Below are 22,873 nucleotides of genomic sequence, written 5' to 3'. Positions count from 1 at the left end.
AAACCAATCCCCGCCGGTTATGGCGGGCGCCCCATTCTAATCCGACCTGCCTCCATGTGGCGGGTCGTGGTCTTATCGAGGAGCTGCACCATGGCCACTGTTGGCATGAACGACGTCAAGAACGGCATGAAGATCCTGGTCAACAACGAGCCGGCGGTCATCACCGAGACCGAATACGTCAAGCCGGGCAAGGGCCAGGCCTTCACCCGCATGAAGTACCGCTTCATCAAATCCGGGCGCGTGGTCGAAATGACCATGAAGGCGACCGACGATGTGGAAGTGGCCGACGTGGTCGATACCGATATGCGCTATCTGTACAGCGATGGCGAGTACTGGCACTTCATGGACCCGGAAACCTTCGAGCAGGTGCAGACCGACAAGGCCGGCATGGGCGGCGCCGACAAGTGGCTCAAGGGCGAGGAAGATTGCATCGTGACGCTGTGGAACGGCAGCCCGATCTGGGTGCAGCCGCCGAACTTCGTCGAGCTCAAGATCACCGAAACCGACCCGGGCGTACGCGGCGATACCTCCGGCGGTGGCGGCAAGCCGGCCACGCTGGAAACCGGCGCGGTGGTGCGCGTGCCGTTGTTCGTCAACCAGGACGAAATCATCAAGGTCGACACCCGCTCGGGCGAGTACTCGGCGCGCGTCAAGTAAGCCGGATGCGCCAGGGACGCCTGTCTGTTCGAGCGGTACGCAGTGCCGGTGTCCTGGTGGGGCTGTGGGCGGCGCTCGCAGCGTGCCCGGCGTTTGCGCAATCGGCAGGCGCAACCTGCGAGGCGGGTGACGTGGCGGCCGTTGCGGGCATTGCAACGGCCGGCGTGGTCGGCGGCGTTGCAGCTGCGGTGCCGGTCGAGCGTGCGGTGGCACAGACCTGCAAGCCGTGGCCGTACGATCCGGCGATCCGGCTGGCGGCGATTGCGTTTTCTGACGACGCCGGCACGGCCCCTGGCGAGCGCCAGCTGGAACTGCGCGTGGCCATGCTCGATGCCTCCAGCGGCAAGGTGCTGGCGTTCTACGCGCAGGACATGGGTGAGGATGCCGCCTTCGAACTGGATGCAGACAGTTTGCGTCTGGATACCGCGCGCTACGACCTGGCCAAGGGCGTGCGCGCGGTCGGCGTGGTGGTACATAGCGCTGCGCGTGGGCCCAGCTGCCCGGATTTTTACAGCAATCAGGCATTGACCTTGCTGATGCGCGAGGGGCGCAGCTTGCGCCCGGTGCTGCAACGCGATCTCCATGCGTGGCAACGTGTAAAAGGCGAGCCGTGTAGTTTGGGGAAGGGCGGCGTGGTCACTGAAACCGCCAAGGTGGTTGTGGGCATGGCATCGCAGGCACATGCCGGCCATGCAGATATTGTGCTGGCCGCCAACGTCGTCACCACGGAGACCGCGCCGGGCAGCGACACCGATACCGAACGTACCCGTCGCGTCCGCCAGGTGCTGCGCTACGACGGCAAACGCTATGTGCCTGTGGCCGGTGGCGAAACCGGCTGGCCGTTCGATAAATAACCTTTTTTGGATCCGCTCATGACCAATGCCCCTCCCGAGACGTGCGACCTGTTGATCGAAGCCGGTTACGTGGTGCCGATCGAACCGCATGCGGTGGTACTGGAAGACCACGCCGTGGCGGTGAGCGATGGCGCCATCGTGGCGATCCTGCCGGTTGCCGAAGCACGCGCACGGTTTGCGCCGAAGCAGACCGTCTCGCGCCCGGAGGCGGCACTCATGCCGGGCTTGGTCAACGCGCATACGCACAACCCGATGACGCTGCTGCGCGGCATTGCCGACGATCTGCCGCTGATGGTGTGGCTGCAGCAGCACATCTGGCCGGTGGAAGCGGCGGTGATCGGGCCGGAGTTCGTCGCCGACGGCACCACGCTGGCGATCGCCGAAATGCTGCGCGGCGGCACCACCTGCGTCAACGAGAACTACTTCTTCGCCGATGTGCAGGCGGCGGTGTACAAGCAGCACGGTTTCCGTGCGCTGGTCGGCGCGGTGATCATCGATTTCCCCACCGCCTGGGCATCGTCGGACGACGAGTACTTTGCGCGGGCCGGTGAGCTGCACGACCAATGGCGCGACGATCCGTTGATCAGCACGGCGTTCGCGCCGCATGCGCCGTACACCGTGAACGATGCCAACTTCGAACGCGTGCGCATGCTGGCCGACCAGCTCGACATTGCGGTGCATCTGCATACACACGAAACCGCGCAGGAAGTGGCAGATTCGATCAAGCAATACGGCCAGCGCCCGCTGGCGCGGCTGGATCGCCTGGGCCTGGTCAACGACCGTCTGATCGCGGTGCACATGACCCAGCTCACCGAGGCGGAAATCCATCTGTGTGCCGAACGTGGCGTCAGCGTGGTGCACTGCCCCGAATCCAATCTCAAGCTGGCCTCGGGTTTCTGCCCGGCGTGCGCGCTGCAGCGTGCCGGCGTGAACCTGGCCATCGGCACCGACGGCTGTGCCAGCAACAACGACCTGGACATGTTCAGCGAGAACCGCACCGCCGCGATCCTGGCCAAGGCCGTGGCCAACGATGCCACCGCGCTGGACGCGGCCACCACCTTGCGCGCGGCCACCCTGGGCGGCGCGCGCGCATTGGGCTTCGGCGACACCATCGGCTCGATCGAAATCGGCAAGCAGGCCGACCTGATCTGCGTGGATCTGGCCGCACTGGAAACCCAACCGCTGCATCATGTGCTGTCGCAGCTGATCTACTCGGCCGGCCGCCATCAGGTCACCGATGTGTGGATCGCCGGCAAGCCCAAGCTGGTGCAGCGCGAGCTGATCGACATGGATACCGCCGCCCTGGTCGCCAACGCGCGGCAGTGGCGCGAACGCATCCGCACCGTCCGCGCCTGAGCGCGCGTCACCGCATCACGGAGCCTCCGCATGAATTCGAATACTCACTCCACGTCCGGTAATTTCCATCAGAGCGAGCTGGATAAGTTCGCCGCGCTGGCCAACCGCTGGTGGGATGCCGACGGCCCGCAGAAGCCGCTGCATGCGCTCAATCCGGTGCGTCTGGACTATGTGTCCGCGCGGCTGGACCTGGCCGGTGCGCGGATGCTCGATGTCGGCTGCGGCGGCGGCCTGCTCAGCGAGTCGATGGCGCGCCTGGGCGCGCAGGTGACCGCGATCGACCTGGCACCGGAGCTGGTCAAGGTGGCGCGCCTGCACAGCCTGGAATCGGGTGTGCAGGTCGACTATCGCGTGCAATCGGTGGAAGACCTGGCTGCCGAACAGCCGGGCAGTTTCGATGCGGTGACCTGCATGGAAATGCTCGAGCACGTGCCGGACCCGACCGCGATCATCCGCGCCTGCGCCAGCCTGCTCAAGCCGGGCGGCAAGCTGTTCCTGTCCACGCTCAATCGCACCCCGGCCGCATTCGCGCTGGCCGTGGTGGGTGCCGAATACATCGCGCGGCTGCTGCCCAAGGGCACCCATCACTACAAGGATTTCATCAAGCCGGCGGAACTTGCCGCGTGGTTGCGCAGCGCCGAGCTGCAGCTGGAAGACGTCAGCGGCATGCTGTACGAGCCGTGGCGCAATCGTGCGCGCCTGTCATCGCGTACGGAAGTGAATTACCTGGCCTATGCGGTCAAGCCGTGACGAATCGGGAATCGGGATTCGGGAATCGCAACAGCAGAGGTGGGCTTTGGTGACATCCGATGCATCCCCAGTTTCAGATAAGGGCACGCAACGACAAGACGCAGGTGCGGCTGTGACGTTTCCGCGGGCGGTGTTGTTCGATCTGGATGGCACCTTGCTGGACAGCGCGCCGGACATGCTGGCGACCGTCAACGCGATGCTGACCGCGCGGGGGCGTGTGCCGATCGCGTTGGATCAGCTGCGCCCCGTGGTATCGAAAGGGTCGCGCGCGATGCTGGCGGTTGCGTTTTCCGAACTCGATCCTGATGCGCGCGATGCCTTGGTACCTGAGTTTCTGCGCCGTTATGAAGCCTTGATCGGCACGCAGTCGCAGCTGTTCGAGGGTGTCGAAGAACTGCTGCTGCGGCTGGAGCGCGCCGGTTGCGCGTGGGGGATCGTCACCAACAAGCCCGAATGTCTGGCGCGGCTGATCCTGCCGCAACTGGGCTGGGAACAGCGCTGCGCGGTGTTGATCGGCGGCGATACGCTGGCCGAGCGCAAGCCGCACCCGTTGCCGTTGCTGGCGGCTGCCGAACGCATCGGCATTGCGCCTGCGCAATGCGTCTACGTCGGCGACGATGAGCGCGACATCCTTGCCGCGCGCGCGGCGGCGATGCCATCGGTGGCGGTGTTGTGGGGCTATCGTCTGGCCGACGACGTGCCCGCGCGCTGGCAGGCCGACGTGCTGGTTGAACAGCCGCAGGCGCTTTGGAACCCGGCAACGTGGCCGCAGATCTGACCTTTCCTCGTTTTTTTCTGGACCCGCCATGAGCCAATCCAGCGCTCTCGACAGTTTTCTCGACAAATGGCGCACGCGCTGGCCGGAATGGTCGGTTGCCGAGCCTTTTATTCCGCAACCGCAACGCCCGCTGGCTGCCGCGTGGTTTGCCTTGCTGCAGGAATGGGAAGACATCATGAACATCGCCGGCGACCCGTTGCCGGCCGATGCCAAGCTGGCGTGGTGGCAGCAGGAACTGCGCGACTGGTCGAACCAACGCTCGCGGCATCCGCTGGGGCGTGTGCTGGAGCCGGTGCGTGCGCCATGGGCACAGCTGGCCGACACCTTGCCGGCGATGCAGGCCGCGCGCGCGCAGCCGCAATCGCTGCAGCACGCGCTGGACACCTTGCGCACGTTTGCCGAGGCCGTGGTTGCGGTGGAAGCGGCGCTGTTTGGACGCACGCGGCCCGGTGATGCCACGGCGGTGGCAGTGCAATGGCTGGATGCACGTCAACGCGTGGCCGGCGACAGTGCAGCCCCCGGTGGCGTCGCCACGGCCGCCTGGCGCACGCAGTTGCTGCATGCGTGGCCGCGCAAAGTCGCGTTGGCGCGACCGCATCGGGTGTGGTCGCGTCTGGCACGGTTGCGGCTGCAGCGCGAGCTGAGCGGCAAGGCCGCGTATCCGCCGCCGGTGCAGCAGCTGTGGCATAGCTGGCGCGCGGCAAGCGGCACGGACTGAGCGCAGCCGGTATGCCAGCTGCGCCCGTCTGCGCGGTTATACAAGCGGTGACTCAGTCGGCTGTACTCAGATCGGCGAATCCGCCAGCACCGAGTGATAGGCAATGAAGGCGTCATTGCATTGCAACGGCGCGCCGGGGCCGGGCTTGCCCTGCAGTTGCACATCGTTGGGCACCGATTCGGTCAGCTGGTCGTAAAAGCTCACCGGGCCGCCCTTGAAGGTGAAATGCACCGCGCCCGGGTTGCTCGCAGGCCCACCGAAATGCGGTTGCGCGAAGCTGACCTTGCCACCTTCCAGCACGACATTGTCCAGCGAGATGGTGATCGGCCTGGTGGTGCTGGCATCGCGGTATCCGTAGAAACTCAATTCGCCGCCGCCCAGGGTGGTCGAACCCAGCGAATGCACGTTGCTGAGCGAGATGCCGTGGAACTGCGGGATCTTGTCGCGTATTGCCGCATTGGCGTAATTGGCGTCGAAGACCAGCGGGCGCGCAACTCCGCGCATGCAGATGTGGTCGAAACTGATGTCGTACACCTGGCCGCCGCGTGAGGCGTCGGACTTGATGCGCAGCCCATTGGCCGAATAGGGATCTCGCTGCACATCGTTGGCATTGAAGCCGTCGATGCTCAGCCCGCGCACAGCGATATGGCGCATGCCCGAGTCGGTTTCGCTGCCGAGCGAAAAGCCGTGCGTGTAATAGAACTGGTTGTAGGCGAACAGCATGTTTTCCGAGGCGATGCTGCGCTTGCTGTTGGCATGCGCCTTGATCGCAACGCCGTCGTCGCCGGTGCCGATGTAAGAATACGCCAGCAGGACATTCTTCGACTGGCCGGGGTCGAAGCCATCGGTGTTCTTGGCGGTTTCCGGCGTGAAGCAGGTCGCATGCGGATTGACGTCGGGCGTGCTGCCGGCCGGGCAACGGTAACCGGGCCGCGAATAGACCAGGCTGGGTGCCAGAATCTTGATGCCCCAAGCGGTCAGGCCGACCACGTTGTCGCTGATGACGTGGAAGTTGGGCGAGTTTTCCAGGGTGATGTCGTACAGCGTGAAGTCGCTGCTGTCGTCGATCTGCAGCAGCCGCGGCACGTGTTGGCTCAAACCTTTGCTGACGTTGAGATAGGCCAGATCCCACCAGCTGGCCGTGCCGGCATTGGGACCGGCGGTCAGCGTGCTGCCGCCGCGTCCATCGATCTTGCCCGCACCGACAATGGCGCTGTTTGCGGTATCGGCAACGTGGATCAACGGGTTGCACGACTTTGCCTTGTCGCTGGTGGCGGTGCCGCAGGTGCCCAGGCCGTTGTCGTAATCGAGCGGATTGCGCGAGCCGAACAAGGTTACGCCACGATCGATCCACAGCGTGACACCGCTTTTGATGGTCAGCGGACCGGTCAACAATCCGGACTCTCCGGCGTCGCCGCGGACCAGGCGCACTGCGCTGCCGGCAGGGCAATCGTCGATGGCCGCCTGCAAGCGTGCGGTATCGCGCTTGGACTGCGCCGGGTTCTGGTCGAGCGTATCCACCGAGCCACCCACCGGCCTCAGCGCAGCCTTGAGCGTGGCGCACACCTGGGTCGGCAATGCGGGCTGCTGAATCACCCCCCAGCTGGTGGAAATGCTGTGCGCGGTATCGGGTGCATCCTGCCCGTGCGGTCGCGCCGCGCTGGCGTCAAACGTGGTCAGGCCGAGCAGGGCAAGGGTCAGTGGCGCAACGGTGGGAACGAAACGATGGGACGGCATGGGCAGATGCTCCGGTGAAATGTGGCAGGCGCGCCAGATCAACGAGCACAACCAGATGCGGCCTGTACGCTGCGCTGCGAATATATGCGCCCTGCACATGCGTGGTCTCGGCGGTGCTGTGTCGATCGGCGATAGCGGGATGCAAGCGTGGCGCGCCATGCCGAAGTTCGATTGCGTCAGCGCGAAATCAGCACCGCAGTGCCGAAGGCAGTGCAGGCAATCTGCCGTGTTCCGGCGTGCTGCAACTGCTGGCGGTAGCGAACTGTGCGCCGGATCGAATCGCATGCCGTCTGCGGCGGGAACAGGGCTGGATGACCTGGCGTTGAAAAAATCTTGACGTAGGAAGCCACGCCTGGTGTGCAGTCAACCGGATGCGCACGTGGTGCGATGCGTGCGCATCACTACGGTCGTTGCAAGCTGGCGCGGTCGCGCAGTGCGCGCATGTTGTCGTGCGTTGTCAGCGAACGACTACATGCGCGAACGAGCAATTCATTATTCGCGTCCTGTGAAACACACGAGACCATTGCAGAGATGGCTTTCCATGTAAGGCATTCCATGCAGCAAGCGCGGTTCACACCCGGCTTGCTACGCCATCGCTGCACTGCACCGCGTTAGTTGGCCGCGCCGGTACCGCTGTTGGTGTACTCGTAAAAACGGTTCGCCGAATTGCGGCAGTTGCTGCTGCAATATGGGCGGCTGGCCGTGGACGCATCCCAGAGGGCGGCCTGCGGATATGGCTGCCCAGGCTTGAGTCGCGCACCGTTACCTGGCCATTGGGCGAGGTGCCGTTGACGTAGGCGCTCAGACCGCTGACGCCTTCGTCCCGGGCACGCCCAAGCTAGGTGTTGTTGTCCAGAGAGCCGGAGACGCTGGTGAAGCTGCTGTTGATCGCCAGAAAGCCGTAACTACTGCCAGGGCGTGTGCTCGGCGCAAAGATGTAGCCGCCGCGGCTGCTGCCCAGGCGTACGCCGGTGGAGCGGATGGTGGCACGATCGAACACGCCGATACCGGACCCGAAGATGAAATCGACATCGCCTTCGATGGTGCTGCTCTTGAACTATGCGCGAATCACATTGGCCGCATTGGTCGCGCTGATCAGCAAGGTGTCCTGGTTGCCGGTGATCACGACATCTTCGAAGTTGGCCCTGTCGCCGCGCACTGCCAGCGCCACCGCGGATTGATTGTTGCCGGCATAAGTGCCTTCGATAGAGTTGTTGTCCACGCGCAAGTGGCGCGCCTCGAAGTTTGCCGCGCGCACCGTGAGCGTTGCGCTGTTGGAGGTGCCCACCGTGGTCGCCGATGCATTGCTGGCGCACGCATGGCTTGCGGTACCGGCCGGCTTGGGGGTGGGGTTGGCGTTGTTGAAGCGGATGATGGTGTCGCCATTTCCTGCGCCCAGCCCGAACAGCGTCAGCGGTGGCCCATTGCTCGGCACGCAGACCAGCTCGGTGTAGGTGCCCGCCTTGAGGCTGATATAGCGACGCGTCGTGCCGCCTGCGGCGACGGCCGCATCGATGGCCGCTTGCACGCTGCGATAGCGGGTGGAACTGTCGGCAGCGACTGCGTAGTCGGCGCTGAGCAAGGCGAGCCCTGCAGTGGGGTTCCAGTTGTCGGTCACCAGCGCGGCGATCGGCCCGGCCTTGGCCAAGGCCTTGGCGATCGTGTAAGTGCTTGCTTCGCTGCTGGTGAGTTGTGGTCGCGTGGCAGTGCCGGTCAATGCCAGTGCACTTGCGCTGACAAGGCCCAGCAATGCAGCGGCGATGCAGGTCGTACGAAGATGCGATGCAGACATGTGGCGGCACTCTCTCAAAAGGGATGCGTGCGCAAACGCACTACGCGGCAGATGCCAGGCAGGTCAGTAGCGACGCAGAAACCTTCTGCGCAGTTGCCAGACAGGCGCTTGCAATAAGGTGGTCGGCCGTTTCCGGTTGCCGGGCAATGCAGCGCAAGTGCAACAACGGTCGACGCAACTGTGTTTGCAAGCAGCACATGTCCTCACATGCCGTGGGCACGCAGCCTCCCAGACTGGCTTACCCGCGTACAACGCATGTCAGGAATCGAAATGGCAGACCCCAAAGAGTTGCAGGAAAAATTCTGGAAGGCGCTCAAATCCGATCGCACCGTGATGCTGGGGCTGGATGGCGTCGAAGACGGCCACGCGCGTCCGATGACCGCGCAGATCGAAGGCGACAGTGGTGGCCCGATCTGGTTCTTCACCTCCAAGGACAACGCGTTGATCGCGATGCTGGGGCAGGGCCGCCGTGTCATCGGCGCCTTCAGCAGCAAGGGCCACGATCTGTTCGCCAGCATCAGCGGTTCCTTGCGTGAAGATACCGACCCGGCCGTGGTCGAGCGGTTGTGGAATCCGTACGTCGCTGCCTGGTACGAAGGCGGCAAGGATGACCCGAAACTGGCGCTGCTGCGCCTGGATGCCGACCACGCACAGATCTGGCTCAATGGGTCAAGCCTGCTTGCCGGGATCAAGGTGCTGTTCGGTGTGGACCCCAAGAAGGATTACCAGGACAAGGTGGCGGACGTCCCGCTGCGCTGAGGTGCCTGGCCTGGCCTGCACGCACACGCGGCCTTCAAGGGGCGCGTGTGCGTGCGGTACTTGAGCGCTGCCGGGAAGCGCGTGGATGACGGATAAAGCCGGGCCGCACGAGTTCTGATTGGCGGTACCGCGCATGGGGTGACAACGTCCTATCCACCGGCTGGATGCGTTTGATTCGTCGTAATTGGACGGTCGAGCGTGTTGCCTAGCTGCAGGGCCGCGTGCCGACTGCGCGTTGCCGCACGCGCCTACGCCGCAGTGATCTGCGCTTCACCGCCTGCCAACGCGTCGCTGCGCGATGATTTGCCATCGGCACGTGCGCAAGCGGCGGTGCCACCTCAGGAGATTCAACATGCAACAGATCGAAATCGGCCAGATGGTGTTTTTGCGCGATGGCGAAGTCGGCGTGGGCGCGGTCCGCGACATCCGCAACGACGGCGCAGAACTGGTCATCAATATCGAAAATGGCGGCGACTTTGTGCTGCCGGCGTCAGTGGTGCGCGATGTGCACTCGGGCAAGGTGATGCTGGATGTGGACCAACTTCCCGATGAGGTGCGTAATGCCCTGCGCCATCCGCATGACAACGAGTTGCAGACCAGCACCTATGCCGCGAGTAATCCGCAGGATGGCGCGCTGAAGTAACCAGAGCAGCGAACAAGACTACGGCGCAGCCGCCGGGCAGGCGCGGTCGGCGCCCCGAACCGGCAGGTACCGCGCGTACACTCCGGTTCCAGGCGCGCCGTCCACGCCCATCTGGCGGCTGGTCGCTCCATTTGTTGGCCAGTCTCTGTTGTTCATGCGTGGCGCGTTGCGAACGTCTTTAGCCGCTCCAAGCTGGCAGAGGTTGCGGCGGCTTTTGCGTTTGCCTGGGGAGGTCGCCTTCTCGGGAGATCGGTCACTGCAGTCGGCCAGTCCAACCCAGGATAGGGTTCGAGCCCACAAGCCGCTGAATCAGGTGTCCGGCAACAGGAAGGTGCGCGGTGCAGCGTCTGCAGGCCCTGCCGACAGCAAGACAGGTTGTTCGGCTTCATCCTTGAGCTGCACGCCGGAAAGCTGGCGGCGGAATGCCTCGCGCAATAGGTACGCCAGCTTGTGGGTCGCCTCCGCGTAGCTCAATCCTTCGGCGCGGATATTGGAAATGCAGTTGCGCGCAGCATCTGTCAGGCCGAGACGTGGCGTGTAGGTGAGATACAGGCCCAAGCTGTCCGGCGAACTCAAGCCCGGGCGCTCCCCGATCAGGACGATCACCGCGCGTGCATTGAGCAGCTCGCCGATTTCATCGCCGATCGCCACCCGGCCTTGCGCCACCAGCACCACTGGCGCCAGTGACCAGTTTTCCTGCGCGGCCAGGGCATCGATATGCTCGAGCATGCGCGCGGCATGCCGATGAACCGCCAGCGCGGAAAGTCCATCGGCAACCACCACCGCAACGTCCTGTCCGCCGCCGTGCACGGCGGTGAGGCCGCGCAGCTGCGTGGCGGCGTCTTCGGCCAGACGCCGTCCCAGATCGGGCCGCTGCAGATACGTATGACGATCCACCGCAGCGCTTTGCAGCAGGATGCTGCTGCGCCCGCGTTGCTCCAGTTCGGCCTGCAGCGGTGCCGGGTCGAATGCCAGATGCACCGCGTCGCTGGCCTGCGCATGCGCCAGCTGGAAATCCAGGTGCGCGCCCGTGGGCAGGCTGGTGCCCACGCGGCCCAACGCGATGCGCGCCGGGGTGAGCTGGCGCAGGTGCGCCCAGGCATCGCGCGACGGTTTGGTTGGCACGCTCATGGCGCAGCGCCGCCGCTGGCCTGCGCCAATGCGCGCCGGAACGGCGGCGGTACTTCGCTGCCAAGTTCGAAGCGACCATCGTGCAGCCGCAGGATGTCGTGCTGTTCCAGCCACTGCTCGAACTCGGGCGCGGCGCGCAGACCGAGTGCCTGGCGTGCAAACAGCGCATCGTGAAACGAGGTGGTCTGGTAGTTCAGCATCACATCGTCAGAGCCGGGAATGCCCATGATGAAATTGATGCCGGCTGTGCCGAGCAGGGTAAGCAACGTGTCCATGTCGTCCTGATCGGCCTCGGCATGGTTGGTGTAGCAGATGTCGCAGCCCATCGGCACGCCGAGCAATTTGCCGCAGAAATGATCCTCCAGCCCGGCACGGATGATCTGCTTGCCGTCGTAGAGATATTCCGGGCCGATAAAGCCGACCACGGTGTTCACCAGCAGCGGTTTGTAGTGGCGCGCCACGGCATACGCGCGCACCTCGCAGGTCTGTTGGTCCACGCCGTGGTGCGCATTGGCCGACAGCGCGCTGCCCTGGCCGGTTTCGAAATACATCACGTTGTCGCCCACGCTGCCGCGGCGCAGCGACACACCCGCGTCATAGCCTTCCTGCAGCAAGGCCAGGTTGATGCCGAAGCTGGCATTGGCCGCTTCGGTGCCGGCGATGGACTGAAACACCAGATCCACCGGCACGCCGCGGTTGATGGCGTCGATGGTGGTGGTGATGTGCGCAAGCACGCACGATTGCGTCGGGATCTGATAGCCGGTGATCACCGCATCGAGCATGCGCAACAGGGCGGTGGTTGCAGCCAGACTGTCGCTGGCCGGGTTGATGCCGATCACCGCATCGCCGTTGCCGTACAACAGACCATCTACCACGCTGGCGGCAATGCCGGTGGCATCGTCGGTGGGGTGGTTGGGTTGCAGGCGTGTGGACAGGCGCCCACGCAAGCCCAGCGTATTGCGAAAGCGCGTGACCACGCGGCTCTTCTGCGCCACCAGGATCAGGTCCTGCACGCGCATCAACTTGGATACCGCCGCCACCATCTCCGGCGTCAATCCGGGTGCCAATGCGGCCAATGCGGCTTCATCGGCCTGCGCACTCAGTAGCCAATCGCGAAAGCCGCCCACGGTGAGGTGCGCCACAGCGGCAAACGCACTGTCGTCGTGCTGGTCGATGATCAGGCGCGTCACTTCGTCCGCTTCGTAGGGCACCACCGCTTCCTGCAGGAAATGCCGCAGCGGCAGATCGGCAAGCGCCATCTGCGCGGCCACGCGCTGCAGGCCGGAGTCGGCGGCAAGCCCGGCCAATTGGTCGCCCGAACGTGCCGGCGTCGCCTTGGCCAGCAGCTGTTTCAGATCGGCGAACTGAAATCGCTCACCGCCCGCGGTGAAGGCAAAGCCGCTCATCTGGCGCTGGTCGCAGGCGTGTGTTGCGTGCGCAGGCTGAGTACGCAACACGCCGCGCCGAACAGCAGCAGGCCCAGGAAGATCAACGCCACGATCGGGTTGAACCACACCATGGCCACCAGGCACACCAGTGCCAGCAGCAGCGCGATGGCCGGTACCACCGGGTAACCCGGCGCGCGGAAACTGCGCTCCAACCCCGGTTCGGCGCGGCGCAACTTGAACAGGCTGAGCATGCTCATCAGATACATCACGATCGCGCCGAACACCGACATGGTGATCATCGCTGCGGTCAGCGACATGCCCTGGATCTTGACCACACTGTCGCTGCAGATCGCGGCGATACCGATGACGCCGCCGGCCAGAATGGCGCGATGCGGCGTGCGAAAACGCGACAGCTTGGCCAGCCCATGCGGCAGGAACCCGGCGCGTGCCAGCGCGAAGAACTGCCGCGAGTAGCCCAGGATGATGCCGTGGAAACTTGCCACCAGGCCGAACAAGCCGATCCACACCAGCATGTGCAACCAGGTGGAGCTATTGCCGACCACCGCCTTCATCGCCTGCGGCAGTGGGTCGTTGATGTTGGAGAGTTGGCGCCAGTCGCCAACGCCACCGGCAAACACCATCACCCCCAGTGCCAGCACCACCAAGGTGAGAATGCCGGCGATGTAGGCGCGCGGGATCGTGCGCTTGGGGTCCTTGGCTTCTTCGGCTGCCATCGCGGCGCCTTCGATCGCCAGGAAGAACCAGATCGCAAACGGAATGGCCGCAAAGATGCCGGAAATGGCGGCCGGCCCGAACACATCGCTGCCGGCCCAGCCATTGGCAGCGAAACGCGCCACGCTGAAACCCGGGGCCACCACGCCCATGAACACCAGCAGTTCGATCACCGCCAGCAAGGTGACGATCAGCTCGAAGGTGGCCGCGATCGCCACGCCGACAATGTTCAAGCTCATGAAGATCACATACGCGCCGATGGCTGCGACGCGCGGGTCAAGCGTGGGGTATTGCACATTCAGATAGGCGCCGATGGCCATCGCGATGGCGGGCGGTGCGAACACGAATTCGATCAACGTGGCCAGGCCCGCGAGCATGCCGCCATAGGTGCCGAACGCGCGCAGGCTGTAGGCGAACGGCCCGCCCGCATTGGGGATGGCGGTGGTCAATTCGGTAAAGCTGAAGATGAAGCAGGTGTACATCGCTGCGACCAGCAACGTGGTCACCAGAAAGCCGAGCGTGCCGGCGGTGCCCCAGCCGTAACTCCAGCCGAAATACTCGCCGGAGATCACCAGGCCCACGGCGATTCCCCACAGTTGCCAGGTGCCCAGGGTCGGTTTGAGTTGCTCGTTGCGCATGTCGCACATCTCCTGCAATCGGGGGAGGGGAGATGAAGCACGCCCGGCACCAAGGCGACGGACCAACCGTCAGCAGCCGAGCGTTCGCCTGCAACGACATTCGACGGTCGCTCCGGTTATATCCCAAAGCCCGTTGACGAACACGAGCACGACGGGTAGGTGGCGGCTGACCGGGTATCTGCAGTGTTCCAAGCCTGTCAACGCTCAGGTCGACACAGCCAGAGCCCCTCTCCCCCGGGAGAGGGGTTGGGGTGAGGGTACGGGGCGAAGCCGAGTTGCGTTCGCAACTCCATGAGGCTTCGCCCGTACCTTCATCCGCCCCTTCGGGGCACCTTCTCCCGACGGGAGAAGGAAACCACCCAAAAAACTATTTCCCGCGCTCAAGCACCAGCAGTGGATCGATCCGCACGTCGAACCAATTCATCCCCCAATGCAGATGCGGCCCGGTCGCACGTCCGGTCGCGCCCACTGCCGCAATCACCTGACCCTGCTCCACCCGATCGCCCACCTTGACGTCAATGCGCGACAGATGCAGAAAGTTGGAACTCACCCCGAAGCCATGATCCAGCAGCACCGTGCCGCCAGTCAGATACAGATCCGGCGCCGCGAACGTCACCACGCCGGCGGCGGGTGCTTTCACCGGTGTGCCGGTGGGCACGGCGATGTCCATGCCCGAATGGCCCGCACCGGGCTGGCCGTTGTAGACGCGCGCATTGCCGAAGCGCCCGCTGATGCGGCCCTGCACCGGCCAGATGAAGGGCTGGGCGAAATCAGTGCGCGCATCGTCACGGTCGCGCGCCGCGGTGACCTGTGCCTGCTCGCGCTTGATGCGCTCGGCAATCGCCGCAGGCGGGTTCACTGTCTTGGGCGGCACGCCATTGACGTGTTCGGTCGGCCAGTCGCGCGGTGTCACCGCGATGCGGACGCTGCGCTGCGTGCCGTCGGGTAGGGTGACCTGCACCTGCAACGGGCCTGCGGCGTCGCGGCCGATGCCGAATACCACGCTGCCGTAGCCGCTCACGCGCAATGTGCGCCCTGCGTACTGCACCGTGCTGCCGGCCGGCACTTTGCCGATCACCATCTCCCCCTGCGAGGCGCTGGCGGGGAACACCACGCCAGCCTCGCTGGTGGCCTGCGCCTGGACTGACGCCGCATTCAACAAGGCCGGCACCAACGCCAGCCATGCACCAAACAGGGCTGCGCGCATCAGCGGTCGAAGGTCAGGCGCTGGCCGCCAGCGCTGCCGACCAGCTGCTCGCCGTCCCACACCTGCTGGCCGTTGACCCAGGTTGCGGCAATGCGCGAGCGGAAGGTGGTGCCTTCGAAGGGTGACCAGCCGCACTTGGACAGCACCTGCTCGCGCTTCACGGTGAACGGGGTGTTGTCGATCATCACCAGGTCGGCGAAATAGCCTTCGCGCAGGAAGCCGCGCTCTTCCACGTCGAACAATTGCGCAGGCGCATGCGCGAACTTCTGCACGATGCGGGTGATCGGCAGCTTGCCTTCGTGCACCAGCTCCAGTGCCGCGACCAGCGCGTACTGCACCAGCGGCAGGCCCGAGGGTGCCTGCGCATAGGGCTTCTGCTTTTCTTCCCAGGTGTGCGGCGCGTGGTCGGTGGCGAGCACGTCGATGACGTCTTCGGCCAACGCCTCGATCAGCGCTAGGCGGTCCTCGGGGTCCTTGATCGCGGGGTTGCACTTGATCAGGTTGCCCAGCCGCGCGTAGTCGCTGCGGTCGAAGCGCAGGAAATGGATGCAGGTCTCGGCAGTGATGCGCTTGCGCAGCTTGCCGTCGGCATCGACCAGCGGGCCGGCGTCGAACAGCGACAGCTCGTCGGCGGTGGAGATGTGCAGCACATGCAGGCGGGTGTTGTGCTTGCGCGCCAGCGACACGGCCAGCTGCGAGGATTTCAGACAGGCCTGCCGCGAACGGATGTCCGGGTGCATCTCCGGGGTCAGCGCATCGCCGTATTTCTCTTTGTACTGCGCCATCGTCGCATCGATGGTCGGGGTGTCTTCGCAGTGGGTGATGATCGGCGTGGGCGCGTCGCGGAAGATCGCGTCCAGCGTCTGCGGGTTATCGACCAGCATGTTGCCGGTGGAGGCGCCCATGAACACCTTGATGCCCGGCGCGGTCTTGGGGTCCAGCGACTGGATGTGAGCCAGGTTGTCGTTGCTGGCGCCCATGTAGAAGCCATAGTTGGCCCAGGCGCGCCCGGCAGCAGCGTCGTACTTGGGCTGCAGCGCAGCCGCATCCAGGGTCGGCGGATTGGTGTTGGGCATGTCCATGAAGCTGGTCAGGCCGCCAGCCACGGCAGCGCCGGATTCGGTCGCGATATCGCCCTTGTGGGTCAGTCCGGGCTCACGGAAGTGCACCTGGTCGTCGATCATGCCGGGCAGCACCCAGCGTCCGGCAGCGTCCACCACGGTATCGCCGGGAGCGGGGGTGATCTTGCTGTCGATCTTGGCGATGCGGCCACCCTCGATCAGGAGATCGGCGTCGAACTCCTTGCCTTCATTGACCAGGCGGGCATTGACGATGACGGTTCGGCTCATGGATGGGGTCCTTTGCAGCGACAGGAAGAAGACGGGGGCGGGGAGGCGGATGCAGGCGCATCGGGCACCGGATCGAACCCGCCGGGGTGGAAGGGGTGGCAGCGGCCGAGCCTGCATGCGGCAAGCCAACTTCCGCGCAGCGGGCCGAAGCGGCCGATGGCGGTCATCGCGTACTCCGAGCAGCTTGGCGCAAAACGGCAGCGCGGCCCGAGCAAGGGGCTGATGAACAGCTTGTAGAAGCGCAGCAGCGCGATGAGCAGGCGTGAGATCACTTGCCAATGATATGCCACTTGCATTAATGGGTGGTTGCCGGAGGTCCGCGGGGTACGTTATAAAGGCCCGCTTTCCCGGGCCCCGGGGGAACCAAGGATGAGCGTTTCGTGGCTGCTAAAAAACCTGCAAAAAAGGCCGTAGAGGCCGCCAAGAAGTCCGCCAAACCCGTTGCGAAAAAGGCAGCGGCGCCTGTCGCTGCGAAACCGGCCTCCAAACCGGCGACCAAGCAGCCGGCTGCCAAGAAGGCACCTGCGGCAAAGGCCGCTGCCAAGCCGGCGCCGGCCTCCAAGACCACCGCGTCCGCAGCCCCCAAGCCAGTGAAACCCGTCGCCAAGCCTGCTGCCAAGCCGGCGGCGAACAAGGCAGCTCCGGCTGCCGCTAAACCGGCCGCCACGCCGGTGGCGCCCAAGTCCGTACCGAAGCCGGCCACCAAGCCGGCTCCGGCCAAGTCAGTCCCGGTCAAGGCTGAAAAGCCCGCGCCCGCACCGGCCCCCAAGGCCGTCCCTGCGAAGCCGGCAAAGCCTGCGACCCCGTCAGTTAAGAATCCCGTGCCCGTTTCGAAATCTTCAGCAAAAACACCAACCAAAACCGAAGCCCCCGCCAAGCCCGCCGCGACCCGTCCGGTCGGTAAGGTGGCCGTGGCCGTGACTGCCAAGTCGTCCAGCCCGACGCCCAAGACCAAGTACAAAGTGGTCGACTACAAGATCGACGAGACCACCGGTCGCCCGATCCTGCCGCAGGGCTACAAGCCTGCCGCGGACGAGGAGTACATGAGCAAGCTGCAGCAGGAGTACTTCCGTCAGCGTCTGCAGCGGTGGCGCAACGAGATGGTCGAGGAATCCAAGCAGACCATCGAGAACCTGCGCGAAGAAGTGCGCGATATCGGCGACGAAGCCGAGCGTGCCACCCGCGAGACCGAGAACTCGCTGGAACTGCGAGCCCGCGACCGTGCACGCAAGCTGATCTCCAAGATCGACAGCACGCTCAAGCGTCTTGAAGATGGCGACTACGGCTATTGCGTGGACACCGGCGAAGAGATCGGCCTGGACCGCCTGGAAGCGCGTCTGACCGCCGAGCGCACCATCGACGCCCAGGAGCGTTGGGAGCATCTGCAGAAGCAGCAGGGCGATTGATCGTCAGGATTGATCGTTCAGCAAGCGTCGAAGCCTCATTGGTCGACTAAAAAAACCCCGCCATGTGCGGGGTTTTTGATGCGTCAAGGCAATAGCGATGCCGGCTGCGTTCGCTACCGGCACATCAGCATTGCGCACGTCATTGCAAGTCGCGCAGATCCAGCTTGCGTAGCTTCGGCGCCTTCCACGCTGTGGTGGCGACCACGCCCAGCGTGACGCAGCCGCCGATCACCACCGCCGGCACCAGGCCGACCAGGCGCGCCATCACCCCGTCGTAGAACGCGCCCAGCTCGTTGGACGAGCCGATGAAGATGCCGTTGATCGACGACACCCGGCCGCGCATCGCATCGGGCGTGGCCAGCTGCAGGATGGTCTGACGCACCACCACCGACACTCCGTCGCACATCCCGTACACCAGCAGGATCGCCGCCGACAGCCAGAAATGGCGCGACAGCCCGAAGGCGATGGTGCATAGCCCGAACCCTGCCACCGACAGCAACAGCACGCGCCCGGCATTGCGCTGCAGCGGGTGCCGCGCCAGCCATACGCCGACCACGATCGAGCCCAGCGCAGGCGCGCCACGCAGGATGCCCAGGCCTTCCGGGCCGTAATGCAGGATGTCGTGGATGAAGGCCGGCAGCATCGACACCGCGCCGCCCAGCAACACCGAGAACATGTCCAGCGCCATTGCGCCGAGCATGATCTGGTTGGACAGCACGAACTGCGCGCCTTCGGCGATGCTGCGGAAGATCGGCGCACGTGGGCCTTCGCTGACCGGCTCGCTGACGCGCAACAGCGCCAATGCCAGGATCGCCAGCATCGCCACGCTGGCGGCCACGCCGTAGGACAGGCCCTTGCCGCCCCAGCCGACCAGCACGCCGCCCAGCGCCGGGCCGATCACCATGCCGGCCTGGAAGGTGACGCTGCCGATGCTGGCACCGCGCGCGAACGCTTCGCGCGGCAGTGCACGTGCGAACAAGGCGTTGTAGACCGGCGACAGGAACGAACGCGCCGCGCCGGTCAGCGCAATGGCGGCATAGATCGGCCACACGCCGTTGACCGGCAGCCAGCCTTGCGTGATCGCCAACAGCAGCAGTGCGGTCGCCACCAGGCCCAGCACCGCGACCATGCCCAGCCGGCGACGCGGCAGGTGATCGACCAGGTAGCCGGCAAACGGGGCGATGCAGAAGAACGGCAGGATTTCGGCCAGACCGATCAACCCCAGCGAGAGCGGGTTGCCGGTGATTTCGTAGATATGCCAACCGACCGTGACCGCGACGATCTGGTACGACAGCATCGCCGCCACGCGGTACAGCAGCACCAGGCCAAACCCTGGATGGGCGAACAGCGTGCGCAGCGAATCGGCAGGCGATGGGGCGGGCGTGCTCACTGCTGGGCGCGCGCGGTGTCGCGGATAAAGGCCAGCATCGCGGCCACGCCGTTGCTGCGGGTCGGCGACAGGTGCTTGGCCAACCCAATGCCGGCGATGTAGTCCGGCTCGGTGGCCAGAATCTCCTGCGCGCTACGCCCGGAATACACGCGCAATGCCAGATAGATGAGCCCGGAGACGATGGCCGAATCGCTGACGGCATGGAAGTCCAGCCGCTCGGCACTGCCCTCCGGCACGATCCATACCATCGACTGGCAGCCGTGCAGGCGGTGTTCTTCGGTCTTCCACTGTTCGGGGAAGGTGGGCAGTTTGCGGCCCAGGTCGATCAGGTACTGGTAGCGCTCGGACCAGTCGCCGAAGAAGGAGAACTCCTCGGCGATGGTGGCCTGCGCTTGGAGGGCAGTGGGTTCGAGCGGGAAGGGAGAGGTGGTCATTAAAAATCCAGAGTCGTTCGGTGATAGCCCTGCCGGCGAAACCGGAAGGGTGCGCAGCTCCCATTGGGGAGAAGGCGCGGTCTGCGCGCCACTGGCGTGCGTGCGTTGGAGCGCCCGCGCCGCCAGCACGGGCCGGGGCGCGGAGCGGGGTGATGGTATGGACGAAGCCCGCTGGAATTCGCTCTGGAATTCGCTGCTGGTGCTTCGCTCATCTCTGAAAAATCGATACACGTGGCGTCGCCCGTACCCTCATCCGGCGCTGCGCGCCACCTTCTCCCGGTGGGAGAAGTGACAGGCGTGTGCGTCGGAAAGAGGGGTATGCAGGTGCGGTTTCAAAAATAAGTACGTCAAAGGAGTGCGTCGTGGGATCGGGCATTGCCATGAACCAGCCCCTCTCCTGCCGGGAGAGGAGTTGGGGTGAGGGTACGTGCGAAGCCCGCTGGAATTCGGTGCGGGTGCTTCGCTCATCTCTGAAAAATCGATACATGCGGCGTCGCCCGTACCCTCATCCGGCGCTGCGCGCCACCTTCTCCCGGTGGGAGAAGGGACAGGCGTGTGCGTCGCAAAGAGGGGTATGCACGTGCGGTTTCAAAAATAAGTACGTCAAAGGAGTGCGTCGTGGGATCGGGCATTGCCATGAACCAGCCCCTCTCCCGCCGGGAGAGGGGTTGGGGTGAGGGTACGTGCGAAGCCCGCTGGAATTCGCTGCGGGTGCTTCGCTCATCTCTGAAAAATCGATACACGTGGCTTCGCCCGTACCCTCATCCGGCGCTGCGCGCCACCTTCTCCCGGTGGGAGAAGGCAGGGTCATGCGCGCTTCCAGCGTACGCCTTGCGGAGTGTCTTCGAGCACGATGCCTTCGTCGGCCAGCTGGGTGCGGATGGCGTCGGCGCGGGCGAAATCCTTGGCTTTTTTCGCGGCGCTGCGTTCTTCGACCAGCGCGGTGATGCGCGCATCGTCGCCGGCATCGGTGCCGCGCGAGAACCAGGCGGACGGGTCCTGCTGCAGCAGCCCCAGGGCCAGCCCCGCACCCAGTAGTTCGGCCTTGACACGTTGCAATGCGGCAAGACGCTCCGTGCTGGATGCATCGGTCTGGCCACCGGCGGGCGCCAGTTCAAGCAGCGCCCGGTTCGCATCCTTCGCAAGCTTTGCCAGCACCGCAAGCGCCAGAGGCGTGTTGAGATCGTCGTCGAGCGCGTCTTCTATCGGCTGCGGAATCGCAGGCTCCGCTTCGATCGCTTGCAGGCCCCGCAATGTCCCGTACAAGCCATCCAGCCGCTTGACCTGATCCTCGATCAACGCCTCGGACCAATCCAGCGGCTGCCGGTAATGCGCGCTCAGCAACGCAAGACGCAGCGCTTCGGGCGGGTGTCTGGCAATGAGGTCGTGCACGGTTTCGATGTTGCCCAGCGACTTGCTCATCTTCGCGCCGCTGAAATTGAGCATGCCGTTGTGCAGCCAGACGCGCGCAAACGTCGCCCCGCCGTGGGCACACTCGCTCTGCGCAATCTCGTTTTCGTGATGCGGGAACTGCAGGTCCACGCCACCGGCATGGATGTCGATGGTCGGGCCCAGGTGCGCGGCGGCCATCGCCGAGCATTCGATATGCCAGCCGGGGCGGCCACGGCCCCAGGGCGAGTCCCAGCCGGGCAGGTCGTCGCTGGAGGGCTTCCACAGCACGAAGTCGCCGGGGTCGCGCTTGTAAGGCGCCACGTCCACGCGCGCGCCGGCCAGCATTTCGTCCGGGTCGCGGCGCGACAGCTTGCCGTAGCCCTCGAAGCTGGCGACCGCAAACAGCACGTGGCCTTCGGCGGCGTAGGCATGTCCACTGGCGATCAACTGTTCGATCATCGCCACGATCTGCGGTATATGTGCGGTGGCCTCCGGTTCGATGTCTGGCGGCGCCACGCCGAGCGCGGCCATGTCCTGCCGGTAGATCGCGGCAAAGCGGTCGGTGATCGTGGAGATCGGCACGCCCTGTGCCTGCGCGGCGGCGTTGATCTTGTCGTCCACGTCGGTGATGTTGCGTGCGTAGCGCAGCGCCCCGTAGCGGCGCCGCAGCAGCGCGGCCAGTACGTCGAACACCACCGGGCCACGGGCGTTGCCGATATGCGCGTAGTTGTAGACGGTGGGGCCGCACACATACAGCGTGGGGCTGGACGGATCGAGCGGCGCGAACGGCTCGACCCGCCGCGTCAGATTGTTGTGCAGGCGCAGGCTCATCGGCATCTAAAAAAGGATAACCGCGCGATTCTAGCCCGTTGCGGCGCGATGGCGAATCGCTAGCCACGCGATGGCAACCGGATGGGCTGCGTTCAGCCCAGGCTGCCGCAAGCTCCATACACTTACGTATTGACTGGCTGCGCCCTCCTGGTACTGATGCGACCTTCCCTGTTCTTCATGCTGCTGTGTGCGTTTGCCTGGCAGGCAATTCCGGTGCATGCGGCAGAGCCCGATCCCAAGAACCGGGTGGTGGTGATCGAGAACGTGAAGCTGGACTACGCGCAGGTGCTCAACGTCGAGCCGGTCTACCAGACCCTGCGCGCGACCCGTATCGAAGAACAGTGCGAGGCCGAGCAGACCGTGCCTGCCGTTGCGCTGGCCGACGATGAGGGCCGCATCAACCGCATGGTGGATTCGGTCAAGGAGATGTTTTCGCGTCGCCCCGAACCCGCCGCGCCGGCGGCAGTTCCGCCGACCAGTACGCGCCGCAATTGCAAGGTGGTGGAGGTACCACGCGAGTTCCGGCGGCCGATCGCCTTCGACGTGGACTATGTCTACAAGGGCACCAAATACCGTTCGCGGTTGCCGGAAGATCCGGGCAACCGGCTGCGCATCCGGGTCTCGGTGACCCCGTACATTCCCGACGCCATTGTCGCACCGCCGCGCTGACACGCACGGCGGTTGCGCCGCACCCGCATGCGTGCGAGGATTCGCGCCCTATGCAAGCAAACGCCTTTCAGCACGACACCAGCGCCGCCCGGATGGCCTCCGGCATGACCTCGCGTGCCCGCCGACCGGAATCCCACATGTTCGCTGGGTGAGCTGGGGCGTTTCGCTGTTCCGACGTTGAAAACCCAGCCCCCAGGCTGGGTTTTTTCGTTTGGTCGTCATAAAAGTTTCAACCGCAAGAAACGCGCATGTCGCGCCCCCG

Annotated in this window: 20 protein-coding genes, 1 other RNA gene and 2 pseudogenes; 11 read left to right on the top strand and 12 right to left on the bottom strand. The window is 64.9% G+C overall.

The window, feature by feature from the left end; translation table 11 throughout:
- Window positions 1–90 precede the first annotated feature (90 nt).
- The 6 genes and pseudogenes from efp to M3O59_RS11580 all read left to right on the top strand — a co-directional run bounded on the left by efp (window position 91) and on the right by M3O59_RS11580 (window position 5,113).
- Entirely contained in the window at window positions 91–657 is a 567-nt protein-coding gene (efp, locus tag M3O59_RS11605; protein ID WP_064633353.1) for an elongation factor P, read from the top strand.
- A 5-nt stretch (window positions 658–662) separates the two neighbouring features.
- Window positions 663–1,533 (top strand): annotated as a pseudogene (locus tag M3O59_RS11600) (PA3715 family protein).
- Complete coding sequence (locus tag M3O59_RS11595; RefSeq protein WP_116904942.1) at window positions 1,530–2,867, top strand: TRZ/ATZ family hydrolase; 1,338 nt, start codon at window positions 1,530–1,532, stop codon at window positions 2,865–2,867. Before M3O59_RS11600 ends, M3O59_RS11595 begins: the two are co-directional and overlap by 4 nt.
- 30 nt (window positions 2,868–2,897) lie before the next feature.
- On the top strand, window positions 2,898–3,617 hold the full coding sequence (ubiG, locus tag M3O59_RS11590; RefSeq protein ID WP_116904941.1) for a bifunctional 2-polyprenyl-6-hydroxyphenol methylase/3-demethylubiquinol 3-O-methyltransferase UbiG: 720 nt from the start codon (window positions 2,898–2,900) through the stop codon (window positions 3,615–3,617).
- Between the two features lie 112 nt (window positions 3,618–3,729).
- Window positions 3,730–4,395, top strand: a complete 666-nt coding sequence (locus M3O59_RS11585; RefSeq protein ID WP_249045089.1) for a phosphoglycolate phosphatase — start codon at window positions 3,730–3,732, stop codon at window positions 4,393–4,395.
- 28 nt (window positions 4,396–4,423) lie between these two features.
- On the top strand, window positions 4,424–5,113 hold the full coding sequence (locus M3O59_RS11580; RefSeq protein WP_064633360.1) for an isoprenoid biosynthesis enzyme family protein: 690 nt from the start codon (window positions 4,424–4,426) through the stop codon (window positions 5,111–5,113).
- A 66-nt stretch (window positions 5,114–5,179) separates the two neighbouring features.
- On the opposite strand, the gene M3O59_RS11575 is transcribed toward M3O59_RS11580, so the two are convergent.
- The 3 genes and pseudogenes from M3O59_RS11575 to M3O59_RS11565 all read right to left on the bottom strand — a co-directional run bounded on the left by M3O59_RS11575 (window position 5,180) and on the right by M3O59_RS11565 (window position 8,600).
- Complete coding sequence (locus M3O59_RS11575; protein ID WP_064633362.1) at window positions 5,180–6,850, bottom strand: diffusible signal factor-reguated family 28 glycoside hydrolase; 1,671 nt, start codon at window positions 6,848–6,850, stop codon at window positions 5,180–5,182.
- Window positions 6,851–7,026: 176 nt separating this feature from the next.
- Entirely contained in the window at window positions 7,027–7,200 is a 174-nt protein-coding gene (locus tag M3O59_RS11570) for a hypothetical protein (protein WP_181920434.1), read from the bottom strand.
- A 261-nt stretch (window positions 7,201–7,461) separates the two neighbouring features.
- Window positions 7,462–8,600: pseudogene (locus M3O59_RS11565) on the bottom strand (putative acyl-CoA thioester hydrolase).
- 297 nt (window positions 8,601–8,897) lie between these two features.
- Between M3O59_RS11565 and M3O59_RS11560 the strand changes: the two are divergent.
- From M3O59_RS11560 to M3O59_RS11550, 3 genes are all read left to right on the top strand, one after another.
- Window positions 8,898–9,401, top strand: coding sequence for a pyridoxamine 5'-phosphate oxidase family protein (locus M3O59_RS11560; protein ID WP_181920433.1), 504 nt, complete (start codon window positions 8,898–8,900; stop codon window positions 9,399–9,401).
- A gap of 352 nt (window positions 9,402–9,753) precedes the next feature.
- A complete protein-coding gene (locus M3O59_RS11555) occupies window positions 9,754–10,044 on the top strand; it encodes a hypothetical protein (RefSeq protein ID WP_064633367.1) in 291 nt (96 codons plus the stop codon).
- Between the two features lie 64 nt (window positions 10,045–10,108).
- A non-coding RNA gene (locus M3O59_RS11550) (sX9 sRNA) lies at window positions 10,109–10,184 on the top strand.
- A 169-nt stretch (window positions 10,185–10,353) separates the two neighbouring features.
- Here M3O59_RS11550 and eutC read toward each other — a convergent pair.
- From eutC to yidD, 6 genes are all read right to left on the bottom strand, one after another.
- The gene (eutC, locus tag M3O59_RS11545; RefSeq protein WP_249046873.1) at window positions 10,354–11,175 is read right to left on the bottom strand and encodes an ethanolamine ammonia-lyase subunit EutC; all 822 of its coding nucleotides are present in this window, start codon (window positions 11,173–11,175) and stop codon (window positions 10,354–10,356) included.
- Window positions 11,172–12,581, bottom strand: coding sequence for an ethanolamine ammonia-lyase subunit EutB (locus tag M3O59_RS11540; RefSeq protein ID WP_249045088.1), 1,410 nt, complete (start codon window positions 12,579–12,581; stop codon window positions 11,172–11,174). The genes eutC and M3O59_RS11540 overlap by 4 nt, the downstream gene beginning before the upstream one ends.
- Window positions 12,578–13,942 (bottom strand): ethanolamine permease, encoded by a 1,365-nt coding sequence (gene eat / locus M3O59_RS11535; protein ID WP_064633374.1) that lies wholly within the window; start codon window positions 13,940–13,942, stop codon window positions 12,578–12,580. Before eat ends, M3O59_RS11540 begins: the two co-directional genes overlap by 4 nt.
- A gap of 358 nt (window positions 13,943–14,300) precedes the next feature.
- Window positions 14,301–15,140 carry a M23 family metallopeptidase gene (locus M3O59_RS11530; RefSeq protein WP_249045087.1) on the bottom strand — a complete coding sequence of 280 codons (840 nt, stop codon included), beginning with the start codon at window positions 15,138–15,140 and terminating at the stop codon, window positions 14,301–14,303.
- Window positions 15,140–16,489: a dihydroorotase gene (locus M3O59_RS11525; RefSeq protein ID WP_249046872.1), complete on the bottom strand. Its 1,350-nt coding sequence runs from the start codon at window positions 16,487–16,489 to the stop codon at window positions 15,140–15,142. The genes M3O59_RS11530 and M3O59_RS11525 overlap by 1 nt, the downstream gene beginning before the upstream one ends.
- Entirely contained in the window at window positions 16,486–16,785 is a 300-nt protein-coding gene (yidD, locus tag M3O59_RS11520; RefSeq protein ID WP_082925806.1) for a membrane protein insertion efficiency factor YidD, read from the bottom strand. Before yidD ends, M3O59_RS11525 begins: the two co-directional genes overlap by 4 nt.
- 84 nt (window positions 16,786–16,869) lie before the next feature.
- Between yidD and dksA the strand changes: the two genes are divergently transcribed.
- Window positions 16,870–17,895, top strand: a complete 1,026-nt coding sequence (gene dksA, locus M3O59_RS11515) for an RNA polymerase-binding protein DksA (RefSeq protein ID WP_249046871.1) — start codon at window positions 16,870–16,872, stop codon at window positions 17,893–17,895.
- A gap of 139 nt (window positions 17,896–18,034) precedes the next feature.
- Here dksA and M3O59_RS11510 read toward each other — a convergent pair whose 3' ends face one another.
- From M3O59_RS11510 to cysS, 3 genes are all read right to left on the bottom strand, one after another.
- On the bottom strand, window positions 18,035–19,285 hold the full coding sequence (locus M3O59_RS11510) for an MFS transporter (RefSeq protein ID WP_064633385.1): 1,251 nt from the start codon (window positions 19,283–19,285) through the stop codon (window positions 18,035–18,037).
- Complete coding sequence (locus M3O59_RS11505) at window positions 19,282–19,719, bottom strand: SufE family protein (RefSeq protein WP_064633387.1); 438 nt, start codon at window positions 19,717–19,719, stop codon at window positions 19,282–19,284. Before M3O59_RS11505 ends, M3O59_RS11510 begins: the two co-directional genes overlap by 4 nt.
- A gap of 807 nt (window positions 19,720–20,526) precedes the next feature.
- Window positions 20,527–21,942: a cysteine--tRNA ligase gene (gene cysS, locus M3O59_RS11500; RefSeq protein ID WP_249045083.1), complete on the bottom strand. Its 1,416-nt coding sequence runs from the start codon at window positions 21,940–21,942 to the stop codon at window positions 20,527–20,529.
- Window positions 21,943–22,119: 177 nt separating this feature from the next.
- Here cysS and M3O59_RS11495 point away from each other — a divergent pair, with 177 nt between their 5' ends.
- The gene (locus M3O59_RS11495; protein ID WP_064633391.1) at window positions 22,120–22,611 is read left to right on the top strand and encodes a hypothetical protein; all 492 of its coding nucleotides are present in this window, start codon (window positions 22,120–22,122) and stop codon (window positions 22,609–22,611) included.
- Window positions 22,612–22,873 lie beyond the last annotated feature (262 nt).

The organism is Xanthomonas nasturtii (assembly GCF_023337365.3).
Classification (GTDB): Bacteria; Pseudomonadota; Gammaproteobacteria; order Xanthomonadales; family Xanthomonadaceae; genus Xanthomonas; species Xanthomonas nasturtii.
This window is presented reverse-complemented; position numbering and strand designations above follow the sequence as displayed.

Coding starts and splice junctions, on each gene's coding strand:
- efp (WP_064633353.1), top strand. CDS start 91: ATGGCCACTGTTGGCATGAACGACGTCAAGAACGGCATGAAGATCCTG.
- M3O59_RS11595 (WP_116904942.1), top strand. CDS start 1,530: ATGACCAATGCCCCTCCCGAGACGTGCGACCTGTTGATCGAAGCCGGT.
- ubiG (WP_116904941.1), top strand. CDS start 2,898: ATGAATTCGAATACTCACTCCACGTCCGGTAATTTCCATCAGAGCGAG.
- M3O59_RS11580 (WP_064633360.1), top strand. CDS start 4,424: ATGAGCCAATCCAGCGCTCTCGACAGTTTTCTCGACAAATGGCGCACG.
- M3O59_RS11575 (WP_064633362.1), bottom strand. CDS start 6,850: ATGCCGTCCCATCGTTTCGTTCCCACCGTTGCGCCACTGACCCTTGCC.
- M3O59_RS11560 (WP_181920433.1), top strand. CDS start 8,898: ATGTCAGGAATCGAAATGGCAGACCCCAAAGAGTTGCAGGAAAAATTC.
- M3O59_RS11555 (WP_064633367.1), top strand. CDS start 9,754: ATGCAACAGATCGAAATCGGCCAGATGGTGTTTTTGCGCGATGGCGAA.
- eutC (WP_249046873.1), bottom strand. CDS start 11,175: ATGAGCGTGCCAACCAAACCGTCGCGCGATGCCTGGGCGCACCTGCGC.
- M3O59_RS11540 (WP_249045088.1), bottom strand. CDS start 12,581: ATGAGCGGCTTTGCCTTCACCGCGGGCGGTGAGCGATTTCAGTTCGCC.
- eat (WP_064633374.1), bottom strand. CDS start 13,942: ATGTGCGACATGCGCAACGAGCAACTCAAACCGACCCTGGGCACCTGG.
- M3O59_RS11530 (WP_249045087.1), bottom strand. CDS start 15,140: ATGCGCGCAGCCCTGTTTGGTGCATGGCTGGCGTTGGTGCCGGCCTTG.
- M3O59_RS11525 (WP_249046872.1), bottom strand. CDS start 16,489: ATGAGCCGAACCGTCATCGTCAATGCCCGCCTGGTCAATGAAGGCAAG.
- yidD (WP_082925806.1), bottom strand. CDS start 16,785: ATGCAAGTGGCATATCATTGGCAAGTGATCTCACGCCTGCTCATCGCG.
- M3O59_RS11505 (WP_064633387.1), bottom strand. CDS start 19,719: ATGACCACCTCTCCCTTCCCGCTCGAACCCACTGCCCTCCAAGCGCAG.
- cysS (WP_249045083.1), bottom strand. CDS start 21,942: ATGAGCCTGCGCCTGCACAACAATCTGACGCGGCGGGTCGAGCCGTTC.
- M3O59_RS11495 (WP_064633391.1), top strand. CDS start 22,120: ATGCTGCTGTGTGCGTTTGCCTGGCAGGCAATTCCGGTGCATGCGGCA.